This window comes from Candidatus Obscuribacterales bacterium, from assembly GCA_019744775.1.
In the GTDB taxonomy this organism is placed as follows: domain Bacteria; phylum Cyanobacteriota; class Vampirovibrionia; order Obscuribacterales; family Obscuribacteraceae; genus SBAT01.
Genome location: JAIETZ010000001.1, coordinates 482,990 through 507,802, shown reverse-complemented (window position 1 = coordinate 507,802; position 24,813 = coordinate 482,990). Strand labels below are relative to the sequence as shown.

The 24,813-nt window shown below is 45.8% G+C and carries 24 protein-coding genes; 15 read left to right on the top strand and 9 right to left on the bottom strand.

Annotation, left to right across the window (positions count from 1 at the left end; all coding sequences use genetic code 11):
- Positions 1-111: 111 nt before the first annotated feature.
- From K2Y22_02190 to K2Y22_02170, 5 genes are all read left to right on the top strand, one after another.
- Positions 112-627 carry an RNA polymerase sigma factor gene (locus tag K2Y22_02190; GenBank protein MBX9877244.1) on the top strand — a complete coding sequence of 172 codons (516 nt, stop codon included), beginning with the start codon at positions 112-114 and terminating at the stop codon, positions 625-627.
- Between the two features lie 380 nt (positions 628-1,007).
- A complete protein-coding gene (gene ssb, locus K2Y22_02185) occupies positions 1,008-1,382 on the top strand; it encodes a single-stranded DNA-binding protein (protein ID MBX9877243.1) in 375 nt (124 codons plus the stop codon).
- Positions 1,383-2,118: 736 nt separating this feature from the next.
- Complete coding sequence (locus tag K2Y22_02180; GenBank protein ID MBX9877242.1) at positions 2,119-2,391, top strand: hypothetical protein; 273 nt, start codon at positions 2,119-2,121, stop codon at positions 2,389-2,391.
- 1,335 nt (positions 2,392-3,726) lie between these two features.
- The gene (locus K2Y22_02175) at positions 3,727-4,458 is read left to right on the top strand and encodes a DNA-protecting protein DprA (GenBank protein MBX9877241.1); all 732 of its coding nucleotides are present in this window, start codon (positions 3,727-3,729) and stop codon (positions 4,456-4,458) included.
- The gene (locus K2Y22_02170) at positions 4,455-5,114 is read left to right on the top strand and encodes a hypothetical protein (GenBank protein MBX9877240.1); all 660 of its coding nucleotides are present in this window, start codon (positions 4,455-4,457) and stop codon (positions 5,112-5,114) included. The genes K2Y22_02175 and K2Y22_02170 overlap by 4 nt, the downstream gene beginning before the upstream one ends.
- Here K2Y22_02170 and K2Y22_02165 read toward each other — a convergent pair.
- From K2Y22_02165 to K2Y22_02145, 5 genes are all read right to left on the bottom strand, one after another.
- Positions 5,111-7,090, bottom strand: coding sequence for a type IV secretory system conjugative DNA transfer family protein (locus K2Y22_02165; GenBank protein ID MBX9877239.1), 1,980 nt, complete (start codon positions 7,088-7,090; stop codon positions 5,111-5,113). The two genes, K2Y22_02170 and K2Y22_02165, sit on opposite strands and share 4 nt — an antisense overlap.
- Before the next feature lie 49 nt (positions 7,091-7,139).
- A complete protein-coding gene (locus K2Y22_02160) occupies positions 7,140-9,134 on the bottom strand; it encodes a hypothetical protein (GenBank protein ID MBX9877238.1) in 1,995 nt (664 codons plus the stop codon).
- Positions 9,131-9,565 carry a hypothetical protein gene (locus K2Y22_02155; GenBank protein ID MBX9877237.1) on the bottom strand — a complete coding sequence of 145 codons (435 nt, stop codon included), beginning with the start codon at positions 9,563-9,565 and terminating at the stop codon, positions 9,131-9,133. Before K2Y22_02155 ends, K2Y22_02160 begins: the two co-directional genes overlap by 4 nt.
- 17 nt (positions 9,566-9,582) lie before the next feature.
- Positions 9,583-10,641, bottom strand: coding sequence for a hypothetical protein (locus K2Y22_02150; GenBank protein ID MBX9877236.1), 1,059 nt, complete (start codon positions 10,639-10,641; stop codon positions 9,583-9,585).
- An 81-nt stretch (positions 10,642-10,722) separates the two neighbouring features.
- Complete coding sequence (locus K2Y22_02145) at positions 10,723-10,914, bottom strand: hypothetical protein (GenBank protein ID MBX9877235.1); 192 nt, start codon at positions 10,912-10,914, stop codon at positions 10,723-10,725.
- 194 nt (positions 10,915-11,108) lie between these two features.
- Between K2Y22_02145 and K2Y22_02140 the strand changes: the two genes are divergently transcribed.
- The 4 genes from K2Y22_02140 (at position 11,109) to K2Y22_02125 (ending at position 13,655) form a co-directional block, all read left to right on the top strand.
- A complete protein-coding gene (locus tag K2Y22_02140) occupies positions 11,109-12,113 on the top strand; it encodes a hypothetical protein (GenBank protein MBX9877234.1) in 1,005 nt (334 codons plus the stop codon).
- A gap of 74 nt (positions 12,114-12,187) precedes the next feature.
- Complete coding sequence (locus K2Y22_02135) at positions 12,188-12,379, top strand: hypothetical protein (GenBank protein ID MBX9877233.1); 192 nt, start codon at positions 12,188-12,190, stop codon at positions 12,377-12,379.
- Positions 12,380-12,469: 90 nt separating this feature from the next.
- Entirely contained in the window at positions 12,470-13,048 is a 579-nt protein-coding gene (locus K2Y22_02130; GenBank protein ID MBX9877232.1) for a hypothetical protein, read from the top strand.
- A 22-nt stretch (positions 13,049-13,070) separates the two neighbouring features.
- Positions 13,071-13,655, top strand: coding sequence for a hypothetical protein (locus tag K2Y22_02125; GenBank protein MBX9877231.1), 585 nt, complete (start codon positions 13,071-13,073; stop codon positions 13,653-13,655).
- An 84-nt stretch (positions 13,656-13,739) separates the two neighbouring features.
- On the opposite strand, the gene K2Y22_02120 is transcribed toward K2Y22_02125, so the two are convergent.
- Together K2Y22_02120 and K2Y22_02115 are read right to left on the bottom strand one after the other, a co-directional pair.
- The gene (locus tag K2Y22_02120) at positions 13,740-14,540 is read right to left on the bottom strand and encodes a nucleotidyl transferase AbiEii/AbiGii toxin family protein (GenBank protein MBX9877230.1); all 801 of its coding nucleotides are present in this window, start codon (positions 14,538-14,540) and stop codon (positions 13,740-13,742) included.
- On the bottom strand, positions 14,537-15,334 hold the full coding sequence (locus K2Y22_02115; GenBank protein ID MBX9877229.1) for a type IV toxin-antitoxin system AbiEi family antitoxin: 798 nt from the start codon (positions 15,332-15,334) through the stop codon (positions 14,537-14,539). Before K2Y22_02115 ends, K2Y22_02120 begins: the two co-directional genes overlap by 4 nt.
- A 252-nt stretch (positions 15,335-15,586) precedes the next feature.
- Between K2Y22_02115 and K2Y22_02110 the strand changes: the two genes are divergently transcribed.
- The 3 genes from K2Y22_02110 (at position 15,587) to K2Y22_02100 (ending at position 20,288) form a co-directional block, all read left to right on the top strand.
- Complete coding sequence (locus K2Y22_02110) at positions 15,587-17,494, top strand: tetratricopeptide repeat protein (protein MBX9877228.1); 1,908 nt, start codon at positions 15,587-15,589, stop codon at positions 17,492-17,494.
- A 415-nt stretch (positions 17,495-17,909) separates the two neighbouring features.
- Complete coding sequence (locus K2Y22_02105) at positions 17,910-19,736, top strand: DEAD/DEAH box helicase family protein (protein ID MBX9877227.1); 1,827 nt, start codon at positions 17,910-17,912, stop codon at positions 19,734-19,736.
- Positions 19,737-19,946: 210 nt separating this feature from the next.
- On the top strand, positions 19,947-20,288 hold the full coding sequence (locus K2Y22_02100) for a hypothetical protein (protein ID MBX9877226.1): 342 nt from the start codon (positions 19,947-19,949) through the stop codon (positions 20,286-20,288).
- A 318-nt stretch (positions 20,289-20,606) separates the two neighbouring features.
- Here K2Y22_02100 and K2Y22_02095 read toward each other — a convergent pair whose 3' ends face one another.
- On the bottom strand, positions 20,607-20,843 hold the full coding sequence (locus tag K2Y22_02095; protein MBX9877225.1) for a hypothetical protein: 237 nt from the start codon (positions 20,841-20,843) through the stop codon (positions 20,607-20,609).
- A 166-nt stretch (positions 20,844-21,009) separates the two neighbouring features.
- The gene (locus K2Y22_02090; protein MBX9877224.1) at positions 21,010-21,288 is read right to left on the bottom strand and encodes a helix-turn-helix domain-containing protein; all 279 of its coding nucleotides are present in this window, start codon (positions 21,286-21,288) and stop codon (positions 21,010-21,012) included.
- A 361-nt stretch (positions 21,289-21,649) separates the two neighbouring features.
- Here K2Y22_02090 and K2Y22_02085 point away from each other — a divergent pair, with 361 nt between their 5' ends.
- The 3 genes from K2Y22_02085 (at position 21,650) to uvrA (ending at position 24,786) form a co-directional block, all read left to right on the top strand.
- Positions 21,650-21,880 carry a hypothetical protein gene (locus K2Y22_02085; protein ID MBX9877223.1) on the top strand — a complete coding sequence of 77 codons (231 nt, stop codon included), beginning with the start codon at positions 21,650-21,652 and terminating at the stop codon, positions 21,878-21,880.
- Complete coding sequence (locus K2Y22_02080) at positions 21,880-22,173, top strand: type II toxin-antitoxin system RelE/ParE family toxin (GenBank protein MBX9877222.1); 294 nt, start codon at positions 21,880-21,882, stop codon at positions 22,171-22,173. The genes K2Y22_02085 and K2Y22_02080 overlap by 1 nt, the downstream gene beginning before the upstream one ends.
- 90 nt (positions 22,174-22,263) lie before the next feature.
- A complete protein-coding gene (gene uvrA / locus K2Y22_02075; GenBank protein ID MBX9877221.1) occupies positions 22,264-24,786 on the top strand; it encodes an excinuclease ABC subunit UvrA in 2,523 nt (840 codons plus the stop codon).
- The last annotated feature ends 27 nt before the right edge of the window (positions 24,787-24,813 follow it).

Here is a 24,813-nt window from a genome sequence, read left to right as displayed (position 1 = left end):
TTTCTATTTTACAGGGGCAGCACCACCGCCCGTCAAGCAAGTACAGGCTTGACTGGCAGAGCCGCCCCTGTGTCCTCTGCGTTGTTTCTTTCAACACGTAGGAGGACAACTATGCTCGTTTCCAGAACATTCAATCTAATATTCAAGCAAGTCCATTTTCTTGCTTCGGAATTCGCTTCCTCATCTCATGATGCTGAAGACATTGCTCAAACAACACTTTTGAATTTCTGCCGTCACAAAAAGGCAATGGCTGCTGCAATGCGATGCCGGGCATATTTGAGGACGGCAGTAAGAAATACCGCTTATGACTTTTATAGCCGGCAAAATAATTACAATCAATTGGTCAATCCGCAGTATTCATTTGATCCAGTAACTTCGTGCGTACAGGTACGAGAGACAACAGTTCATTACCCATCGCAACGAAATGACTATGCTGTCATGCGCGAAGAGATAGGTGCTGCTATTAAGGCCCTGAACAAACTAGATCCGATTTATCGAGAAATCTTATTGCTTGTGGCTCAAGGTTTCAGGTACAAGGAGATAGCCGAACGCTTAGATATACCATTAGGAACCGCCAGAAGTCGTATTCACAATGCTCGTCGGCAACTGACCAAATTAATTGACTAGTTTCCATTTAGGGTAGGTTCTGTCTGGAACTTGCCTTTTACTAGATCCCGTTTCTTTCAGTGACTTCTCACTTGCACTATTAGGAGCCATCATGTAGCAAACTTTGCCCAGCTTCATCTAAGACATTGCTGTGGACTGGAATTGTTCACCACGTTATCACGGGACACTAACCAATCAGCATCTGTTCGTGGGTTGTTTGCCAATTGCCTCTGTGCGAGATTGCATTTTAAATCTCTCCGGGTTAGTCCTATTACGCCCAAGCTACCACAGATACCAACTTATCTTTCTAGGGGCAAGATGTATGCCTCCGGCACCCCTAGAAAGAGTTGATATCGGTGGTTCCTTAACCGCGTAAGGACTACCCTCTAAGGAGATTTCAAATGAACAACGTCACTTTATCCGGTCATGTAGGTCAAACACCCCAGATTACAGATTTTGACTCTGGCTCAAAAGTCTGCCGATTTTCACTCGCGGTGAAAAATCATTACAGACCAACAGAGCCACCAATGTGGATCAATATTGAAGCATGGGGCGCACTTGCTGAACTTGTGGTTTCCATAATCACTGCCGGACGAGAAGTCATCGTCCAAGGCGATTTGGCAATTGAAGAGTACGAGTCGAAAAAAGATGGAAAAATCCATACGAAACCAGTTGTGAAACTGAATAAGTTTGATGTTTGTGGTGCAAGACCGAAGTCTGCTGAAAACTCAACCAATCGACAAAGGAGAAAACCATCTAAAACGGCTGCCGCCTAAAATAAGGTTGAGGCAGGATTTCAATCCTGCCTCAACCTACTTACTAATTCTCTATCTGACCTAGCTTTCCTCATTATTTCCCTGCATTCTATGACTGGTGCGGGTTCTTCTGCTATTCTTATACTATATAGTTTGGCTTTATAACATATAGTTGCTTTTTGATCTTCACAGCCATTTGTTGTTGAGCTCCGTTTGACTTGGGCAACTTTTCTGGCTTGCACCTGAACTTTTGTCAAAAGTGTATCAGTTGATTAGGACTGAATGTTCGGCAAAGATTCTAGTGTCAATTGGGTAGAGTCGTTGCCTCCATTAATCATTTAGAAGAAGTATTCAACATCTATTGTCCTTGTGATTGCCTCAATTCTTCCTTTCTTAAATCCCGACCGTTTATCTAGAGATGATGGCAGGGTGCTGCCCAACAACCCAGCCTTCGGCTGGGATACATATAGGCGCTTGCGCGCAAGGTCCGCGCTGAATGCGCGGTGTAAGAACTCGGTGACTTCAGGCGCAAAGCGAGCGTGCATGCTGCACCCTCGCTTTGCTATTGCGGGGCGGGTCTTTTTATTTTACCTACGCGCAGGCGCATCAAGCACCGCTGCGGCATAAACGGTGCCCCCCGCAAGCGGGTCCCCCCATTTAATCCTCGCTGACCCTGCGGGTCTGCTTGACGCAAACTAGCGCTCCGGTGGAGAGAGGTTGACGCCGCCAAGGCGCACTAAACCATGAGGTATAGACTATGCAAATTACACGCACTTCAATGATAAGCGGTATCGAGCGGACGCTTGAAATGGCGGTGACTGAGGAACAATTGCATCGCTGGCAAGCAGGCGAACTAATCCAAAAGGTCATGCCCGATCTGGATCCGGCGGACCGTGAATTCATCATGACCGGCATTGTCGATAGTGAATGGAACGACTTTGCTGATCCAGTAGAACCGGACTTTGACTATGACCTCTATGATTATGTAGAGGATCGTCCAGGGCTCTTCGGGGTCTATATCGGTTGTTAGTTTAAAGCGGTCAGGTCTTAGGACTTGGCCGCTTTTTTTATTGCCCTTTCGATGTGCTGCAAGGACATTGAAGCTCATCGCATTCACTAAGGATCGTAGGCTCGCCTTTTGTCTTAAGTTTACTTACGCACAAACACATCAAGCACCGCTCCGGCATAAACGGCGACTCCCCGCAAGCGGGTCCCCTCCATTTATTCCTCACTGCCACCTCCGGTGGCTGCTTGACGTAAACCGTGCTCCAGTAGTGTGACGCCAAAGACACGCTCATTCTGGAGGTAGTACTTATGGAACTGCTAATGATAATTCCATGTGTTGCATTAGGTTTAGCGCTACCGCGAATCATTAAACACATTTGTGGAGCACTGAATTACACGGACCAAATACAACAGAGGTTTGATACGAAACTTGAAAACATTAAAACGATTATTCAAACACCCTGGGGTATTGCTCAACGCTTCCGGGCGATTGCACCCGGGATCACATATTATTCAACTCACTGTCACGGGGGCTACTATTTGAGTCCGGAGTTCAATGCCAAAATTTCGACTGATATTAAGGAATCCACTTGGCTCCAACTCGGGTTCTATGGCTGGTATGAAGAAGACGATGATAGTGCAATAGTCAAACAGACCTTTCCCGAATATTTCAAAGCAAGGAGATTTATACAACAAACAGTCTGCTAGTCAACTGTGAAAAAATGGGCTAAGCGCATCCATGCCTTAGCCCGTTTTTTTTTCTTCGCCTTGCGAAGCAGTTGTTAGTGTCATGGGTCCGGTCGCAGGAGTTGCGTGGCACGATGTGTGCCTTCGGCACACGCCACGCAATGGCGCTGGGGGAATGCCCGCAGCGCTTCATAAGGTTTACCATCATGCTGCGGGCAACGAGTCGCCTTTGGCGCCGCGTTACCCTCCGCAGGAGGTAATGCGCAAGGTGAAGGGGATTGCCTAAGTATGTAAAAATGGCTCTGTTGAGCCATTTTTACCATGCCTGCTCTATCAACTCATTTTCTTCGTCATACCTACGCGGTCAAAAATGGCTTCACTAAGCCATTTTTGACCTGCCTTCGTAATCGAACTAGTTCAACTCTATTTCTCTCTATAGACTTGCTATTTCGACCTCGTGGAACTACTTTATGTGAGATTAATTTCCGAACGAATGGCTTGTTGACAACCGCCGAAATGACAAATGGACAGCATGGGCAAGCCTTGCAGGGCGTTCCAGGGTCAGAGGGTATAGGTTGAAAAGTTACTCCGATTCTTGTGAAAAGTCGTTTTTCTACCGTTATACTTTTCGGTATCGGAGAATTCGGACATAAGTAAGAAGGATTGGCCACCTGTGATAAATGTCGGATATCAATTAGGTCTCCCCGGAATTGATATGATTCAGGATATGCAATTGACCAATCAATTCGCTGACTATTTAAAGAAGTGGAATGCGGGACTACTGGCAAAGACAGTATTGCAGCGTCAACTCCCGCACTTAGGTTCAGACTACGAACACTTGTTTTTTAAGGGCAACCTAGATCTCCTGAAGTTAAATGTGGTTTCCGTGGTCGGTACAAGGAACCCATCGGAAGAAGGAATTTTGCGGGCCAAAAAGGTCAGTTCTGTTTTGTGCGAGTTGGACATTCCTGTTATGTCCGGTTTGGCCAAAGGCATCGACACCGTTGCCCACAAAGCCGCCTTGTCCGCAGGTGGGGCAACAATTGCGGTTTTGGGAACACCAATACACAAGATTTATCCGGCTGAAAACAAAGCTTTGGCCGCCGAGATTGCCGACAAAGGGCTACTTGTAAGTACAAGTACACCGGAGGAAGAACATGGCAAGTTTCTCTTTCCCAGAAGAAATCGATTGATGGCCAAACTGTCTGTGGCAACAATTGTCATAGAGGCTGGACCGACCTCTGGGGTGATCCACCAAGCATCGGAATGCTTAAAACAAGGCAGAAAATTGATTTTTCTGAAGTCGCTTGCCACTAACCAATCATTGTCCTGGGTGCCCGGCTTTATTAATAATGGCGCCATAGTTGTGGAAAATGCTGACGAGCTCAAAAGCATACTTAGATGACCGTAAACATAGACCGTTATCCTCATGCGTTTTACGATGATAATGCCGGTATGGGATACCTGGTTTATTACTATCCCTATGATGCTGTAAAAGAAGAGACTATCGACAAAGCAGACTGGAAAAGTGGCAGTTACTCCCCGGAGGTCCTAAATTACAAAGAAGGAAAGCTAAAGGACATACAATATTTTGCGGCGCCTTTTGTACAACTAATACAGTATGCTCTCAAAAAGAAGAAAATCTCCACAGTCTATTTGGTGCCGGTGCCGTCATCTACAGCATTCAATTCAAAGAACTTTTCAACAGAGCCCAGAAGTAACACAAGCCCACGAAACAGAGATAACCGCAATTTACTGTTTTGTCGCGAATTGGCCAAACTCGACAAGCGATTTGTAGTTGCAGATATTCTGAGGCGTATAAAAGGGAAAAAGCCGAAAGAAAAATGGGCACCAAAACAACATGCTGATTCAATCCAAGTAGTCGATAACAATGTTGTTCAAGAATTTTTTCCGACATTTGTATTGATCGATGATGTTTGCACAACAGGATCGGCATTGAAAGGTTGTAATCTTGTCTTGGAACATGGATATTTGTGTGACTCGGTCACAATGCTGGCTATTTCGAGGACCATGAACCCGCAAAACTTTGAGTCGATCTAGGTAAAGAAATCATCGGGCATTTCACCGTACCCTTCTCTATCCAGATCTCTTTTATGGGGCGGAATGTCACATTCCGAAGTGGACGATTCTTTGAATTCGTTGGTGGTTTTTTTGCTTAACGGCACCTGTGTCCTTTTTCTTGGTGTCTCGCCTTTGAAGGACTTATTAAAACCACCTTGATTTAGACCTTGCATGCCTGCCGTTTTCTTTACCTTGGGCAGTGGAAACGTTATGTCTCCAAACACATGATCAGCTCGTGTGGGAGCCGTACTTTGTTTCTCTGCCCATTCATATTCGGCAGGATGGAATTTGGTTAGTTTCATCGGTGGCAGGTTGCCCGTTGTGCTGGTCGAAAATACAAGGGCGTATTCTTTGCCCATGGATAGGACTTCGCCGGTGGTCATTAGGAACCGACCGTATTCGCGCGTTGTTGTGTGTCCTGTTGGCGACGTGACTATTTCCACTTCCGTCTTCTTGTCCAGGGCTTCTGATATGAGCCTTCCTTGGATATTGTCGTTAGGCGAAGGAGTTAAGTAAATCTTGGTGGCGGTATTGTTTAGGATAATGCGGCTTTTATTGCGGTTATACACATCTTCTAATTGCGCCTGATCTTGAAACCCCAATACAAACGGAACGCCGCTTTTTCTTATGGTTGTGTAGATGCTGTGAAACGACGGGATGTAACCGAAGTTGGAGAACTCATCAAGTAAGAAGGCCAATGGCTGCTTAAATGGCCTGTACCTAAGAATTCCCAAAAGGTAGTTGAAGATCATGGCGGTGAGTGGTTTAAGGTCATCCCGTGTCGATGGGACGGAGAGATAGAATGTGAAGAGTTGCTTGCTTAGTTGTTCTAAGGAGACGTCTGTCTTCGATGTCAATGTAATTACCTGTGGCGTAATCCATGAGTCCAGTTTCGGCACAAGAGTTGATATGACTCCTCTGGAGTGTCCAGGACCTGAGTTGTTGTAAAACACCTCATAGCGTTGTCTGGCACTTTCGGACTGACTTTTGGATATGTACTCACTTAAGCCATCCGGTCCCAACCGTAAAAGTTCAAGCAGAGTGCCGAAGTGTTTGTATTTGCGATCGTCAATGCCTTCGACCACTTGCATGAAGAGGGCTATCAACAACAAATAGGCTGATTTGTCCCAGTGGTCGTCCTTCTTATACCTGTCTTGGCTGTTTTGAATAATTAGGTGTGCAAGTTTTTGAGCCTCAAATAGACGTTTTTCCGCTGGTGCATCTGTAATTGAATCAAGGGGATTGATTCTTGTTGAGTTCAAAAGTGTTGGATTAAACCAATAGATTTCTTGACCCATATCTCTTCTAAATCCTGCGGTCTTGTTAAATATGTCGGCTTGTTCTTCTTCGTTGTTGGTGGCTTCAGTAACGATCATGCTTGTGGCATATCGCTCGATAAGATTTGGGATAAGGAACCCAGTGGATTTGCCCGAACCGGCCGGTCCAATAATTGCTGCATGGGCATCTGTTATTTTTGGCGGAACTGTTACGTATTTGCCGTTTAGTTTTGCCAATAGAAATCTGTCATTGGCTGCATATGTAGTTAGAAAGTCATTTGCCTCAAGATCATCAGGTATGACTGCCCAACGAGCCGAACCATATCTGTTTGAGACTGGCTGTGTCGAAATATCCTCCACACCTTTGACCATTGGCTCAATTATCTTCATGAATTGCTCGCATCGGGCTTTGCAGCGGTGCGCCATGTCACCTTGCTTGGCTTCGCTTATAGTCAATATTGCCTCTATGCCTCCATTGGCTGGTGACCAACTGACACTGGCGGCAAACTCATATTCGAACGGTCGTTCGTGGATTTTTAAAGTTGCCGACAATCGACGAAAGGTGGTGCTGTTGGTTGGCTGATGGAAACCAATTTCCTTAAGCCCTTGTGTAACGGCCTCAACAAAATGATGTTGTGGCAATGGTAGAAAAAATGAAGTCTTATATTCTGATGGCATGGTATTTCTCTCTTAAATCTGTTGCTGTAAATTAGTTGAATATGACCTTTTATCGTTCAAGGTCGTCGTCCAGTCTTTGTTGACCTAGTTCATAGGCTTCAAGACCAAGCATTAGTGCCTCCTTCATTCGACGCTGTTTCTCCAATTCGCGGTCGCGAGTTTTTCGTACATCCTTTACTTGGCTTCTTGTGTCCGCAATTTCATAGATTGCGCGGTCATCATCAAGTCTAAGTTTCTGCATATCGGGTCCCTTGCGGACGAGCCAGTCTTGATATTTGCTTTGGCTTAACTCCTCTAGATATTTGTCAATTTGTTCCAGTTCATCGTGTGGCAGTTCAATCAGTTTTGCCGTGGACTGTTCGTTGCCACGTTTACTATCCTGCAAAATAATGGAAGCGGTAGGTCCGTGACCGGCATCGCCCATTGTCCTTTCTTGCAACTCCAATTGTTGTTCTTCGGCGGTGGGCAGGTCGAATCTTTTCTCCTTTAGTTCTTTAAGAAAGCGCTCTCCCCACTGGCGCTCTTTTAGTTCTTTCCAGTATTTGAATTTGGCGTCGTCTTCAGGGTGAAGCCTAGTCAGTGGGTAGTTGTTTTCTCTTTCTTGTTGGTTGATTTCGTATAAGGTCTTTGCCAGATCTTTGAATTCCCAGAGGTAACTTTCCTTTGTATATTCTTTTGTGTAATTGCCATATTTGAAAATAAACCCATCTGAATCAGGGCTTGAATGTTCTAAATAGTTGTACCGATGTGCATTTGCCTCAACCTCTTCCTCGTTCACTGGTTCTGGACCGGGATGTTCTTTTATCCATTCTTGAAAGGGACACTGCAGTTCTTTTAGAATCAGTTTTTTCTTGGAGGATACATATGGTCTGTCTTCGTCTCTTACGGAACGCATGTCGCGTACTATTTCTTGACCCCAAAGGCGGTCTTTGTCCTCTTTCCAGTATTGGAATTTGGCATTGTCTTCAGGAGCCAATCTAGTAATGGATTCGCCGGCTTCTCGTTCTGCCTTATTTAATTGATAGAGTTTTTTGGCTAAATCGCGAAATGCCAGGCGGTCAGTGTCTTTTGTGTATTCCTGTCCGTCAAAACGGAATTTATCAGGATCGAGGGAAGGTTTTAGGTAGTTGTATTTTGGTTTCCAATCGGGATTGTCCTCCCTGCCATGAATCCAGGCTCGTAATTTGATGTATTCATCTCTAGGCAACCATTCATCAGGCGGTCTTTCCCATAAGCTACTGTCAAGACTCTTTAATTTGTCTAGATCTGTGGCATAGGTATATTCCCGGCCTTCATAGACAATTGCGTCGGTTTTGAAGCTATCTATATCTTCAGGTCCTTTGTTCAACTCTTTCCACTTCCCATAGGGCATGAGAAGTTCTTTTACAATTGCTTTCTTCTTTGCCCCTAAAAATGGCAATCGTTCGCGTTCTTTTGGCGCGGGCAGACTCGGATGTGCTTTCTCTTCCTTGATCAATTCGACAACAGGTAACTCACGTTCATTCCTCTTGGGCTCTACTACTAGTTCCCAGATTCGCGGATATTCTCTGGATAGAAATTCATCGGAGGCACGCTTCAAGGCTTCACAGTCATCCAAAGAAATTCTTACGTCTCGTCCGCTCTTGTCTTTGGCGGCAACCAGACAATGCACGTGGTGATTGTCGGTGTTGTTATGTTGAACTCCTTTCCAATCGATATCTTGGCCAAGTTTGTTCGACAACTCTTGCATTATTGTTCTTGCATAGATCTTTTCATCTTCTGGTTCCAGGTTTATTTCTGGGGCTATGGTTAGTTTGTGAACAACAACATTTCCTCCGGGATATTGGTCTTTGACCCATTCCCGGATGTCTTTGCCATCGATGCTGTCTTTCTCATCGTCGAAGAATTTCCTGCCACCTGGTTCTAGGTCCTGACCTGGACGGTTGCCTATATATTTCACGTGCGCAATTGCCGCCCCTACGGCTTTTGATTTGGCAACCGCCCACTTCCCACCAGATTGGCGCAATCTGACTTTGGCAGAGATAAATGTATGAATAGGTATCATGAATTGCTTCTTTGCCCGCTTTCATCAGGTACCGCCATTTGTTCTAGTTGTTGCCTGAATTTATCGGCAATGGCTCGTTCTTCTGCAGGCAATTGCTTGCGCATTTGATCGAAGGCGAATTTAAGGGCTGACTTCAGTTGCCGTTTGTCTTCGATGTTGTAATAACTGAGATGTACCAGTGCTGAGATTTCGCGCCGCATCGGCACCAGGAAGGCAACCAGACGGTCGGTCATTTTGCGAATTTCTTTCGCATATACACCGTCACGTTTACTGCTTTGTACATCGTCTTGATGATCGAGATACCAGCGAATTGCCTCACGAGCAAGTTCTGCCTTTGTCCAGCCTTTTTCTTCGGCTAACCTATCGAATCTCTGTAGATCAGGACTTGATAGTCTCGTTGCTAGTTGTGGTAACTGTTGTGTCTTGGGCATAAAAATATCTCCATCGATTAACTGTCTAGACGCTTTTGGCGAATTGCTTCACCTATGTCGTCGTTGATTGGTGTTGTCTCGTTAGTTCCTGAGGCATCGGTTTGAAATACACCAATCTCGGCAGGGCATCTCATATGTTGATCAAGCTCGTTGTAAACACGCATCCAGATACTTTCGAAATACTGAATCATCCATTCTGTTCGTTCTTCATCAAGAGTCATCCCTTTCGGTTCCCATGAGTAGTTCCAATAGAACAAGACTCGTGTGCCCCCCTGAAGCTCTCTTACCAAAATGTGACCTTTGATGTGGATATCGGCAGTAACATTTTTGTATCTTGGATGCTTTGAGTACGGATTCTCCGTATACACTTGGGTCGTTTCTATATTTCGTCCCCAGTGCACAACCATATCGCCGGAGTCGGTGTCTGGCGTTTTTATTGTCCAGGTTCGAATGTGATCGGGTGCCTCGTTTGAAAAATACTTGGTCAATAACTTCCAGGTTTCCTCCAGTGTTTTTCCTCTATAAAAACGATCATGAAGAAGCGCTTTTTTGCGTGCTTCTTCTTCCTGATCTGCTTTCATTACGATTGCTCGGCCAGTCTCATGAGCGTATAAGGCGCCAAGAATGGCTCCAACAATAGTTATTCCGGATCCAATCTGAAGGAGGACGAAGAGGTATTGCAACAAGTCCCCAAAATTATGTTCGTTTCCAAAGAATGATCCGCCTCTTCCTTGTGCCATGTCGCAGATCATTGAAAAAACAAAACACGCGATCACTATTGTTCCTAGAACACCACCTATTACTGCGCCTCCAAGCATGCCGTCACTTATCGATAGTGACTTCTCTTTGCTTGGCGTATCTCGTTGTTTTTCTTCTAGATTCTTTGTTGTTACATATTTGCTCAACTCCAATTGCATAAAGTTGTAAAAGGCTTTTACCTTTTCTATTGCTTCTGCGCTGCCGCTGCCTAGTGCTTGACCATGGGCTATGTCTAGTTCGATCTTTGCAGCGTCAAAATCATTTATTGCTACTGCTTCTGCAGCTAGTTGTAAGCGATCCTGCCAATTGTTCTTCATTGGTTCATTCCTTGTATTGTTTGTGTTGTGTACTTATTTGCTGTCGAGACTTTTGCGCTGTTCTTTATATAAAGACTGAAATTAACTAACGCACAAGTCTGCCCTGTTTGGTGAACTTATCCATTCGCCAAACTTCTGTTCATTCAATTCGTACTGATTGCTTGAGTGAGCATGACGGAGACTTGCTGAACTTGTTCCTGGCAATTGTCGGATTTCATAAATGTCGGCACAGACTAGTTTCTTATTTGATCTTAGATATTTGTTCTTAGCCATTCGTTCTGAAACCGAGTCCCAGTGTGCGATCTGGGTCTTTCTTTTCGCTTTGGAACATTCTTGACCGGTTCTCGTCGATTAGGGGCAGTACGTCTTCTGAGTAACAAGCGGAAATGCCCTGGCTTTAGGCCAGGGCTATCCTTTAGAAAAATCCGCTATCTAACCCTCGGCACAAAGAATGGGAGATGTAACCTATGACATGGAACGAACATTTATGTAAGGCGCAGAACGCACTTGCAGCGAACAATATAGATCTTGCTGAAATAGAATCAGCCTTGGCTCTTAAGGATGCAATCGCTATTGCCAATCCCAAAGAACAAACTCAGGCATTGCAGTCTGTGCAGAGTCTTATTCAATTGGTTGACTCAATAAATAAATCTGGTATTTCGCCATCAATCCAAATTGGTTATCAAACCTATGATGATTGGGATGTTGGCTATGCCTATGCCGCTAATCATTTTCAGAATAAGCGTTATGAGCACTTATTGGTTGAATGTGAAAACCTGCTTGCATATATTCCGCCTTCAATAAGAAGGGAGCGCATCTTCTATACAAAGATGATGTGCGCAAATGCCTTGTTAAACCTATCCAAAGCTAATCACGCTTTACCGCTATTTGACGACAAGGACTTCAGGAATTGGCTCAAGTGGAATTTTGATCCTTGCGTGAGAAAGAACCTGCAATATGCCAGTCTTTACTGGCAGTACTTGCCTGCATTGCCAATACCTACTTGGCTCAGTGGCAATCCGCAACTTGCACCGCAAGTGGATACGAGTCAGATGAATTTCATTCCGTCTGGTCCTGGACCTGCACCTGGTTTGACGAAAACTACATCGATACTGCTTTGGGACCAAGTGCCTTTAGATTGCTCAAGTCCGCCTTTGCCTTGTGGATCTACTCAGGAAAGATTCGCACATGCATTGTTTGAACAAAGTACCGATCTCGAAGCGCAAGCTTATCGCATTGTGGTAACCAGTGTCGATCCCAACGTTGATTACGTTGAATCCAATAAAAATACAATATCCGCAATTAAATCAGCCCTTAAGAAAATTACTTTTCCCCGTGCCGCTGAGCGCTTGCAATTGGCGGCAGAGAAGTTGCGCAGTGGATTGGAAATATTTGAATCAATTCACTCCAAGCATCCTCGCTTGGCTTATTGGCGTAAAGTCTTGACCAAGCAGTTGGGAGCTTTGTCATGAATATGATTTGCATTTGCTGTCAATCAGATGTGTTTGCGGCTTATGCCTATAGATTTAGCTGTGTGGAGGCAACAATGACTCAGACTCAGTGTCTGCCACGCACGCAGCTATTAGCCACAGTGACAGTGGCTTTGTCCTTACTGACTCGTCTTCTATGCAGTAAGGACTTGTACAGCCTTGCCTCCAGGATCCCTATCGCCTGCTTATCGGCAGGCACCGGCAGGAGAATCCTGCCGGGCGGGGAAGCCTGGCAGGCGATAGCCTAGCGGCAAGGCTTTTTTACCTACTCATTGTTTTAAATTGGAGTAAAAAATATGGAAACAATGATAAACCCCGGGGAGAGCCCCGAGGAACTTATGTCTTTAATCAAAACTGAAGACATGAAAGCATATCCAAAACATGCTGTCATCGAAAGGGCGGTAGAGGAGCTGGTGAAAATTGTTCACCCGGCTGACTACCTGGCTGAATACGATGTAGCTCAAGCTATGGATATTCTTGTTGGATCGTATTTGCGCATTAATCAATTTGAAAAAGCGCGCAAGTGTTTCAAGGTCCTATACAACCTTGTAAGAAAGGCGTCTCCTGAAAATGGGCCGCAAGTTGCCTGGTTGTTTCAGCGTTTCGTTGATCTTGATGACTATCAAGGTCTCTACAGATACTGCGTTGATGTGTTGCCAATTACGGAAGCATATTACGCGCAGAAAATTCGCGAAACGCAAGGAATAACTGTTCCGGCGACGTACGTTAATGGTAAGCCGACCAAACATAGAGTGCTTGCTGATATTCATCGGGCCGACCTGGAAATGTTCCGGGAGCGCATTGCTCGGTATAAGCAGCGAGCCGAAGAAGCCATGGCACCGAGCCAACAGGCTTCTCATCGCTTTGGTCACGATGCCGGAGGACCTGAATCCGGCTTTTACCGTTGTCACATCTAATCTATTTTAAGGAGTTCCTTATATGACTAAAAAATCAAATGATCCATATGATCAAGTAATGCATGAAAACTGCAAAAAGCGCCCTAACGAGGAAATTATCAAGACTCAAGCCTTTGAGTATTTTGATAAGTTCGATCCGAATAACTCTCTTTCAGAGATTTATCTCGCTGATGTTGTGGCATCTCTTGCCCGATCATATTACCGGTCAGGAAGATATCTGGAAGCACGAGTCTGCATAAAGTTGCTGTCAGATCGATTGAAAGATCAGGAATACCATGAAGAAGCCTTTCAATTCTTCATTCTGCGCATCCTATATGAAGACCTGGGTGACTTCGAAAATCTGATTATTTTCTGCCAGGAAATGATCCATAAAGTAGAAGCCTACTACGCTAGAGAAGCAGTTAATGCAGGTGATTCGGTAACGCGATTCTATTGCGGCGCCGATGAGCTACCAACGGAAATTCCAACCATTCAAATTATTCAAGAAGATCTGGATAAAGAGCGTGGCTACCTCAACCGTTGGATTGAGAAGGCTAAGGCAGCCCTTTCGGAGGCAATTAACTGTGAGGTGATGCTTAAGAATATGCCAGCATTTGGAGGAACGTAAGGTTAGCGGATAGCCAGAAATAATGCAAAGACCAGTTACGCTGTAGCTGGTCTTTGTTTTTCAATTGTTTTTCCAAGTTGATTGCTAACGGACTGGTAACTTTGCGATTATCTCTTTGGAAATTAACTGTGCTGCCTGATCCACATCGTAGTTAACGCCTGGACGAATTAGAGGCACTATGTCATTGCGGAATGCTGGGTCCTTAAGTTTTTCCTGTAGGTTGTTTTCAAATTCTGCTTGGGATACTTTCAAGCCATTGTGCTTCATATATTCAAGAAAGCAATTAATTACTTTGTCGGGATCTACTGTTAGAGTAGTGCAGCACAACCACAGATCGAATAAGTCACGCCCCTGCTTTCTCTGATAAAGAGCCCGCAACTTGGTGCCAAGTAGTTCGTCAATGGCAAAAGTTTTGATGTTGGCTTGTCCTGAAAACCATTCAGATATTATTGTAATTGAACGATTTTCATAGCCGAAGACGCTGAAACTTTCTCTCGTATTTAACGAGACCTTGAGTTTCATGGGCTTTTCTAGTGGCGGCTCGGACTTGTACGAAAAATAGAGTGTCGTACCCCTGTTGGTTTGTTTATATGTTGCTTTCCCAAGCCATGGGGTCAAGATTTCTTTGATTCTGTCCAACACTGGACCAATTGGCTGAGCCAGCGTTTGAACTAGATCGATGTCCTCAGAATAACGGCTCATCGTTGGCAAAATTAGCTTGTTCAATGCTGTGCCGCCACGAAAAGCTAGGTTTTTGGATATCAATTCGTCCGAGTAAAGTTCAATTAGGGCTCTAGAAATCACTAAGTCTTGTTCAACTTGATCATCTCCTGACCACGGAGCATGATGTTCTCGCCACATCGTTATTGTTGTACGCGGTATCATTGTTCGTCTGCCTCTACTTCTTCGTTAATATATATGGACCATCGTCTGTTCAAGGCTGCTTTGTCAAAGTCCAAATCTGATCTCAGTGCAATCGTCCGTGGCGATTTCGCAACTAGCCATTCGTGCAATGGTTCCACAAGTTTTGATTTCTCGACTAGTTCCATAAAGTAACCAAGTCTTTGTACTACTGCTAACTCGACACCGGTGTCTGCGGCGGCAATGAGTTTTTGAGCATTCATTGAAGATGCCAGATCGGATAGAACAGTTACAACATTGCTGTAATAGCCAACGTCTTCGTAATACCGAACTAAATCCAGAGCCGTGGCTTCCGGGCTAGATACTTTCATATATCCGATGGGGGTTTTTTGTTCTGTAATTGGCGTATCTTTCAGATTCCACTTTTTGAAGAAGTGGATTCGGTAACGTGAAATCTCAATTGCCCGATGCGCCTTGTCGCAAACTACCTGAAACTCTTGTGGGCGCTGGTGTGCTGCTCCATAGATTTCTGCTGCGCTCAGGAGCCCGACGTAATATTGTGATTGCCAATCTTTCATCAGTGCGTCAATAAACCATTCAGGAGGTGGTGCCCCGGTTTGCCTATATTCCTCAGGTACAATCACATAGAATCCACGCCGTGGGCATTTGATTCGTCCATTTTTCTGAAGCCTATGCAGGGCTAGCCTTATGGCGGCGTCGGACTTTTGAAATTTCTTCGCCAGTTCAGAGCGGGTAAACGTATATCGCCCGCTTGAGGGCAACTGGTCGATGTATTTGGCTATGGTCTCTTTGGGCATTTCCCCGTTCCGTGCGCAGAAAGTATCAAATAATGATCTTTAATGAAAACGGTTCCGTGTGCATAATATATCATAAAGTGATACGTTTTGCAAACGGAACCGTGATTATGTTCACAAACTCCCGGTCTATCTAGTAAACGGGCAGATGCGGCAGTCCGTAAACTAACGTAACCCTATAAACGGCGACCTATCCGTCTTGTCCATAGGCGGGTATATCCAGACTGCTACCGATTGACTGAGGAATATTGATTTATGCGTATCAAGCAATTTGCGCTCAGGAAATTCTTGCTCAATGGTTCACCGATGTTTGCCGCTGTCTCGATGCTCATCTGTAATTCAGTCGCAGTCGAAAGCAAACCATCTGATATCGCCGCATCACAGATAATACCTTCAGATGCGAAATCGGTAGACGACAAGAAATATTTTGCTGCTGAGGATGCCTATCAACGTGCTCTGAGTGCTGGATCGAAGATTACACCAGGCACCCAAGATGTCAGGGACGTTCTAATCGATATCGCTTGCAGGTATGAGTCCTCGGGCAATACACAGAAGGCGCGACAAGTGCTTAAGCAAACGCTGGCGTCTACAAAGGAGCATTGGCCAAATGATGGCGTTGCAATCGGACGTATAGCTTCAATTCTTGCCCTAATTGACAGTCTTCACGGAAATTCAACATCTGCTGCCACCTACCGCAAGCAAGCGAGTCAAGCCTATGCCGGTAGTGTTGGACTTCCCGATACTGAACTGACGATGGTGCTCTCTCGTCTCATGTTCTGGGGATTCTTTGGACCAATTACTTTTGAAGAGTGGGCAGGCGGCTCTGATCGTCTAAAACAGTTGGTCGCTAAACGTTTTGCACAATTGAACAAATCTACAGCAGTTGATCAGTCTGAGGTGTACGAACTTGTTCCTATTGCTCTTGCAATAAATTCTGCCAAAACCCAACCGATGAATCAGGATCTGACTGAGTCTGCGGTCGCAGTCGTAAAAAAGATCGAGGCGGAAAACAAATCTGATATTGCCAACGAATTTCTTGTAGGGCTACTCTTGGCACAAAAGGGGGATGTGGCAAACGCAGAGGCGAAGCTTGCTAGAGATAGCTCTGTCATTGAAACAAAATCGGCTGCGAAGGAACATATTGATTGGAGTGCTATTCGTGATTTGCCTGAAGGTTGGCCAAAGGCTGCAACCAAAACGCAAATCGATAACTTTCTGCAAAAGGCACCAGATATATTTGGACCCAAGGATGTTTGTTTGGTCCCAGTATTCATGTCTATCGGCAGCATAGATCCAGATAAGGGTGAGATAGAACGCCAGGCATACACGCGTGCTCTTGGGATTGTAGGCAATTGGATTGATGCCAATCAGGATTCGATAGAAACAGCAAGAGGACTCTTGCTTCTTGCTTGGCTGCAGGATCATGCGCAGCAATATGATAAGGCCGCAGTTTCTATTAAGCGTGCTCTTCCGATCTACGAAAAGAACTATGGTCCTGAATCATTGCAGGTCGCTTATGTTTTGAATTCGTATGCGAATAGCAATGCGAACTTGAAAAAATATACAGAGGCGGACGAAGCAGTTAAGCGAGCTGTTGCCATTGTCACCAAGGTAACAAGTCAAAGCAGTCCTTTGCTTGCCTCTGCAGTTACTGAAATACCAATACTGGTAGATCTGGCTCAGTATTATGAAAAGACAGGACAGAAGGACAAGGCAAAGAACGCATTGGACCAAATGAAGAAAATTGCACAGCAGAAGCCTGTATCGACCGTTGCATCCGCCGTGTCATATGTCCCATACGTAGGAACTTTTGATAAGAAACAAAACGCTCCTGAGCCAAGCCTTGGTGAGCTGGAAATTTTGACACAGGATCTCGACAAAAAGCTCATTTCAAATCCAACCGATTCGACGATTCGATCTAGCTGGGTTGACACCCAAACGAAACTTGCATCTGCCTATATCAAGACGAAGCAATTTGGAAAGGCAGAGCAGTTGTTTCAGCGAATATTTCAAATGTTGAATGATTGGCACGAGTCTGACTCGTACTTGAGTGTTCGTCCGCTTGAAGCTTATAGCCAACTGCTTAAGTTGACCGGACGAAGTGCCGAAGCGGAAAGCGCGTACTCAAAAATGATTGACATTATTGAAAAGCCGAAGCCCTAGAGATTGCTCATTTAGTAAGCTGAGTCATTCTTGGTAACAACGCATAAAGAACACAGGTAAAGACAAATGTATCTGCTAAATCTCCGGCAGCATCGGCTGAAGACGATTCACCGCAGATGCAAGGCAAAGGGCTTTTAAGCAGCCATTGGAAATAGAACTCTAGTTGCGCGAACCTTCTCTGGCTTTGCCAAGATTTGAATCTATGTCTACGTGGGTTTTTCGGGTGCCACTGCACGTGTACGAGACTTAGTGTGAATCTAAAACTCCAACGTGGTCACCTGGGAAGCTAAGCGTCCGCACCTCTCTTGGAAAGCCCATGCCAAGCGACAAGCATGTGATCATTTTGTTCAAATTTCGACCGTTGATTACAAGCTGCATTAGCATTCAAGAAGAGGACGAAAATGGAGTGTAACCGATGCAAAACCCCAGCCCTGATCGTGCAGTAGCACAACGCGTTTACCAAGACATTCAACCAAACATCATTGGCAACGATAAGATCCGAAGACCACAAATTGAAGGCTTTGAGGCTCTTGTCAATTATGATGGCGATCAGCGCGAGATTGGCTTGATTCTGCCAGTTGGCTGCGGAAAAAGTGGATTGATTACTCTCACACCGTTTGCCTTTCAGTCGAAAAGGGCGTTGGTAGTTGCTCCGGGCGTAAAGATAGCAAAGCAGCTAGTGAATGACTTCACACCGGGTAACAGTCAGACTTGCTTTTACATGATGTGCGATGTATTGCCTGGCGAGCCTTATCCTGAGCCAGCTCCGATTAGAGGGCGTACTAGCAACCGCGCAGACTTGGAAGAAGCTGATGTAGCAATTACAAATATCCATCAGTTACAGGGAGAGGAAAACCGTTGGCTGGAGCAATTGCCGGATGATTTCTTCGATTTGATCATCTTCGATGAAGGGCACCACAACACCGCAAACAGTTGGCAAATTCTACGTGAGAAGTTTCCTCAAGCGCGAATTGTCAATTTCAGCGCAACACCTGAAAGAGCTGATGGTGGGCGCATGGCCGGCGATATTATCTATAACTTTCCCGTCCAGGAAGCCATTAGAGAAGGCTTCTGTAAACGCCTGAAAGCGGTTGTACTCAATCCACGAACATTGAAATATATACGGCGAGAGGACAATCAGGAAGTCGAAGTTAGTTTGGACGAAGTGGTAAGGCTGGGTGAGCAGGACGCTGGTTTCCGGCGCAGCATTGTCACAGCTACAGAGACTCTTCAAACTATTGTTGACGCTTCGATTAATGAAATGCGCAGGATTAGACAGGAAAGTAGCGATGATCGTCATAAGATCATCGCTTGCTGTCTTAACTACGAACATTGCATTCAGGTTAAGGAGGCATACGCAGCTAAAGGTCTTAGAGTTGAATATATTCACAGCCGGGAGTCTGAGCGAGATGATGCTACCCTCGAACGTCTGAAGAATCACGACCTTGATGTGATTGTGCAAGTGCGTAAACTCGGAGAAGGCTTTAATCACCGGCATTTGTCGGTGGCAGCTATATTCAGCGTATTCACCGCCTTATCGCCATTTGTGCAGTTTGTTGGCCGCATCATGCGAGTTGTTGACGAGCGAAACCCTGCGAGTCTCAATAATCAAGGCGTTGTAATTTTCCATGCTGGAACAAACATTCATAGCAGATGGTCCGACTTTCAGCGGTTTAGCGTTCGGGACCAGGACTTTTATGCTAAATTGTTGCCAATCGAAGGCATTGATCTTGGCGACGAGCCGTGCAGAGACTTAGATCCCGGAACGGGCGACACAACACCAGAGATGGTGCAAGTTACTCAGCAGACCGGACTGAGTGCGGAAACCATTCCGCTTCTAGAAAATGATGAGGAAGCCGCAGCAGCCATCGAACTTTTGCGGAGTAAAGGATTGACGGCAGAACAGTACGCAGAAGCCATCCTCAGACCTGTCGTATCTACAAAGCTACATAAAAGACAGGCGGCCCGCGAATGGCTTGACGATCGGGTGAAAAACTCGATAGGCAAGATTCTACATGACCGTGGGTTAAACCCAGTCGGCAAGGATTTAGACAAAAAGAGGATCGGTCGTACAAACTGGCAACTAATCAAGGCAGCCGTTGATACCAAGATTTTTACCTTAATTGGCCGTGAGCGCGGACAGCGCCATGAATATTCAATGCAAGAACTGGAACAAATCAAGCAAGCGCTACCTGGCATCTTGGATGAAGCTGTTAACGAGGTAGTCAATGCCGCCTCTTAAGTCAACAACACTGCGCCTGGAGATTGACACCGCTGGCAGGAAACATCAATGTCATCACAATAAGTGTCATGAAGTATTCAAAGGACAAACTCGGTTGAAGGTCACGGAGGATCGTTCTGATGAACACTTCTGTAGAGACTGTGCAATCAAGATGTTGAAGGCAGACATTGAGAAACTACAGGAACTGTTAGCGAAATTGGAGGATCGGTCATGACGTCGACGAAAATAGAGTTACAGCCACAGGAGACGGAAGAGTTATCTAGCATAGTACGTAAATTTCTCGGCGACGGTTGGGATTTTGAGCTTTCCGAAGGAAAGCCAAAAATTTATGCATATCCTGACTTTGACCGCAAGAGAATCGTTTTGTGTGACCGATTCTTAAACAAGCAAGGCTACGAAGCTTCCCGCAAACTGATATTGCATATGGTGGCAGTACAGCTTGCTGTTCGCAAGACCGGCTCTGCGACAAAGCCTGCAATAACGACAGCGTTTGATTTCATGGGTGTGCCGAAAACGGATCGTATGAAAGTTTCACTGGGAAGAGGACGGTAAATAATGTCGGCTAGCAATGAATGGACTGAATGGCACCTAACTCCACGTGGTTGGGAAGAAGGCACATGCAAAACAGACTTTGCTCTGACAACAGTAACACCGCCTGAGGACCGTTTACTTACCATGAAATATCAAGAGTACTTATCGTCTCGGTATAGCAAAACGGACACCCGCTTAATAGAAATTTGGCGGGGGCAGGACGGCCGTCAAATTGAGCTTCTGCTAGCCCAATTTGGACCCTGTCCGAACCGCATTTAAAAACTTGTCAGATAGGAAGCACTAAGTTCGGTCAATGTAAGAGTTGCCAAAGTTTCCAGCTTACTTTTTCTGCTGGGCAAACACAATTAGTTTCCATTGAATCGGAACAGCTGTGTCTTTGTGCTGATGGTGGTTTTGTGGTGGAAACGGATTGTTTTTGTTCGATGCGATTTCATCGCCACACCCTTCACACGTATAAATTCCAGAATTTATGCAAGTTTCACCAGGTTTGAAGAGACTATCGAATGCCTTTTCATCGACCTTTTTGAGATATTTCTCGTATTTGTATGTTGCCACTCTAAACTTCCTTTATCGCGCTTGAAATACGGTTAGTTGCACACGTTCTACCATGCACAATTATAATCCACGAATGAAGGTTCGACATTCGGTCTCCTCGTGGAAGATTACCTTTAGAGTGTCATTGATCGGGATGTTCTTATCCAGTTCCTTCAGCTAAGGATGGCTATAAAACAAACTGACTTGTCGTAGGTGCAGTCGTTACTGAGAATGGCGTTGGTGTAAAGTCTTCGGTGCTGTTTTTTGTTCTTTTCTTGAGCCAGGACTCGAAGTCCTTACGGGCAATGATTTTCTTTTGTCCGACAGAAGAGTGCTTAAGTTCTCTGTTCCGCATTGCTCTGTATAGAGTATTTATGCCGATGCGTGAATATTCGGACAATTCGTTAACGGTGAAATAGTAAGGCGGCTCTGCCTCTCCTGTTTGGTTTGGGCGTTGTTTGTGCATATAAGTGTGGATACCTCTATCAAAATGTCTCCTTTACTCGGACTGTGTTTTATTGAATCTGGGGACGAAAGGCGATGAGTTTTGTTCCAATGGATTGCCTTACAGCTTTTGCAAAAAAGAGCCGAATGACAACCGCGGCAAAACCGCGGCAAATGCATTGTCAAGCGAGGCTGGAAACCGCCAAGGGACGGCAATCTGAAAACGATTTCAAAAAGTCAAAAAATCGCCGAAAAAGCCGACTGGTAGGGCTTTTGAGGAATTATTCCAAACAAGTTCGAATCCAGTTGGAGCCACCAATTTTTTCAGGACTGTAGAGCGTTTTCTGGATTCGCTATAATTGAATTCAGAGGTCAATAGAATTATGGCTCAGCAGAAACCCGAAGACAAAGTCAATCTTGAGCAGGTATTAAAGCTGGTCAATCAGCTTTCCCCCCGGGAACAGGACCAGCTTATGGAAGAGATGAAGCTGAAATGGTTGCGCCATGCACTTGAAGATGGGGAGCAATCCATAAACCAATATGGAGCCAGACCAGTAGATGAGGTCTTCTCCGAACTGAAAGATCGCTATGAGAGCAGGAAGCAATCGCCATAATGCGGATATCTATCTCTCCGCAAGCAGAAGAAGATCTAAGAGAGATCGCTGACTTCATAGCTAAGGACAACCTCGATGCCGCCATTGATTTCGTTGAGCGACTGCGGCAGCGCTGTGCGGACTTGTTACCGTTTCCCGCTGTCGGCAGAAAACGAGATGAGGTTCGAAGGGGTTATCGAAGTGTAACTGAAGGCAAATATGTCATTTTTTACAGGTTGTTTCATGAGGATGAGTTGGTTATAGTTCGGATTGTGCATGGAAAACGTGATTTAGGTAAAGTATTGGGTTCCTGATTTCTGTTTGGAGGATCAAATAGTGTTGGAAGGTATGTCTCTCGAATGTTATCGCTCTCAATGATGTCGATTTAGATCAGGGTTTTTTCCGTGGCAAAGGTACTTAAAGACGGCTTTGTAGGAGTGCGCGGGGCACGGCAGAATAATCTGCGTAACATCGACGTGGATTTGCCTCGCAATGCTTTTGTCGCTTTTACCGGCGTATCCGGTTCCGGCAAGTCTTCAATTGCTTTCGGGACAATTTATGCAGAAGCGCAGCGTCGTTATTTTGAATCTGTAGCTCCCTATGCCAGGCGTTTGATCACGCAATTGCCGGCACCTCACGTAAATGAAATAACTGGGTTGCCGCCAGCTGTTGCTTTGCAGCAGCGGCGTGGCGAACCGACTGCCCGCTCTACGGTGGGTACGCTAACTACAATTTCAAATCTATTGCGTATGCTATTTTCGCGTGCCGGTAACTATCCGAAAGGTGCAGCCGTTCTTGATTCGGACGCCTTTTCTCCAAATAATCCGGAGGGTGCCTGCCCAACCTGTCATGGAATGGGAGTCGTGCACACTGTAAGTGAAGACTCGCTCGTTCCCGATTCCACGCTTAGTATTCGAGAAGGCGCCGTTGCCGCTTGGCCGGGAGCCTGGCAAGGCAAGAATTACCGGGATATCCTAGACGCGCTTGGCTATGATGTGGACAAGCCATGGAAGGATCTTCGAGCAAAAGATAGGAAATGGATTCTATTCACTGACGAAAAGCCAGTGGTCACCGTACAAGCGCAAAGAGAAGCGCACCGCATCCAGCGTCCCTATCAGGGGACTTACATGAGCGCATCGGCTTACGTGCGTCATACTTTTGCCACCACGGAAAGTCCTACACTGCGCAAGCGCGTTCTTAAATTCATGGACAGGGCAGACTGTTCCGATTGCAACGGTAAACGCCTGAAAGCAGAATCTCTGGCCGTGAAATTTGCCGGTTGTGACATTGCCGAGCTGTCGGAAATGCCGCTCTTTGAACTTGGTGCTCTTCTTCGTAAAGCACATGACGAAAATTTCAGCAAGAGCAGCAATCCGGATAAGGCAACTGTCAAAGCTGAGGCCACCTGCCTTATCACTGGTGATTTGGTCGCCCGCATTGATCTTATTCGCGAGCTTGGTTTGGAATATCTCAGCTTAGATCGCTCCGTTCAGACTCTTTCTGCAGGAGAATTGCAGCGACTGCGCCTAACCAATCAATTGAGATCCGGTCTTTTTGGTGTCATCTACGTGTTAGATGAACCATCGGCCGGACTGCACCCGGCAGATATGGAAGCCTTGTTTGCCGTGCTCAATAAACTAAAAGACTCAGGCAACACATTGTTTGTAGTCGAGCACGAAATGGATTTGGTCCGCCAGGCTGACTGGGTAGTTGATATAGGTCCGGGCGCAGGAGAAGGCGGCGGCACACTCCTCTATAGCGGTCCGGTACAAGGACTGTCCGGTGTCGAGGATTCGGCAACGCGTCGTTTTCTGTTTGACGATAATTGCACAAATAAAATTCTTGACCACAAACGGCGCAAACCGTCAGCATGGCTCAGCCTGCAAGGAGTGAGTAAACACAATCTCAACAACTTAGATGTAGATATTCCGCTGGCTGTTCTTACGTCCGTTTCGGGTGTTTCCGGATCAGGCAAATCAACTTTGATAGGCCAGGTGCTTGCCGATGCTGTGAAAGAAAGGTTAGGGGTGAAAACGCAAGAAGCAGAAGAGGAAGAAGACACTAGTGAAGATTCCGAGGAGTATCAGTCGAATGGAAAGGAACTGGTATCACTGGCAGGAATCGATTCAATTAAACGACTTGTATGTGTGGATCAAAAGCCAATCGGCAGAACGCCGCGATCCAATCTTGCTACTTATACTGGCTTGTTCGATTCCATTCGCAAGTGCTTTGCGGCAACAGCCGAGGCCAAAAAGCGTGGTTATAACGCCGGGCGTTTTTCCTTCAACGTGGCAGGTGGTCGCTGCACAACCTGCGAAGGCGAGGGACAGGTATCCATCGAATTGCTCTTCTTGCCCAGTGTATACGCACCTTGTTCTGCCTGTCATGGTGATCGGTATAATGCAGAAACACTTGAAGTTACCTATCGTAAAAAGAACATAGCTCAAGTGCTCGATATGACGGTAGATGCTGCATGTGACTTTTTTCGCGAACTTCCTTCTGCTTATCGCGCGCTGGAGACTCTGCAAAGCGTCGGGCTTGGTTATTTGCACCTGGGTCAGCCTGCCACAGAGCTTTCTGGTGGTGAAGCGCAGCGCATAAAACTTGCCACGGAATTACAACGAGAACAACATGGAGAGACCATCTATATTCTCGACGAACCAACTACAGGACTGCACCCGCAGGACGTGGAGAAGCTCATGCTACTCTTGCACGCTCTTGTCGAATCCGGAAACACGGTAATTGTCGTCGAACACGACATGGACGTACTTACGCGCTCGGACTGGATAATCGACCTTGGTCCAGGAGCAGGATCAAAGGGCGGTCTGGTTATTGCCGCCGGAACACCGGACAAGGTGGCAAAGTCGCGCCAAAGCTGCACTGCTCCTTACCTTGCCAGGCACCTTAAACAAGGTGTTAATCGCTAACTATAGTCAGAGAATCACAGAGGCAGC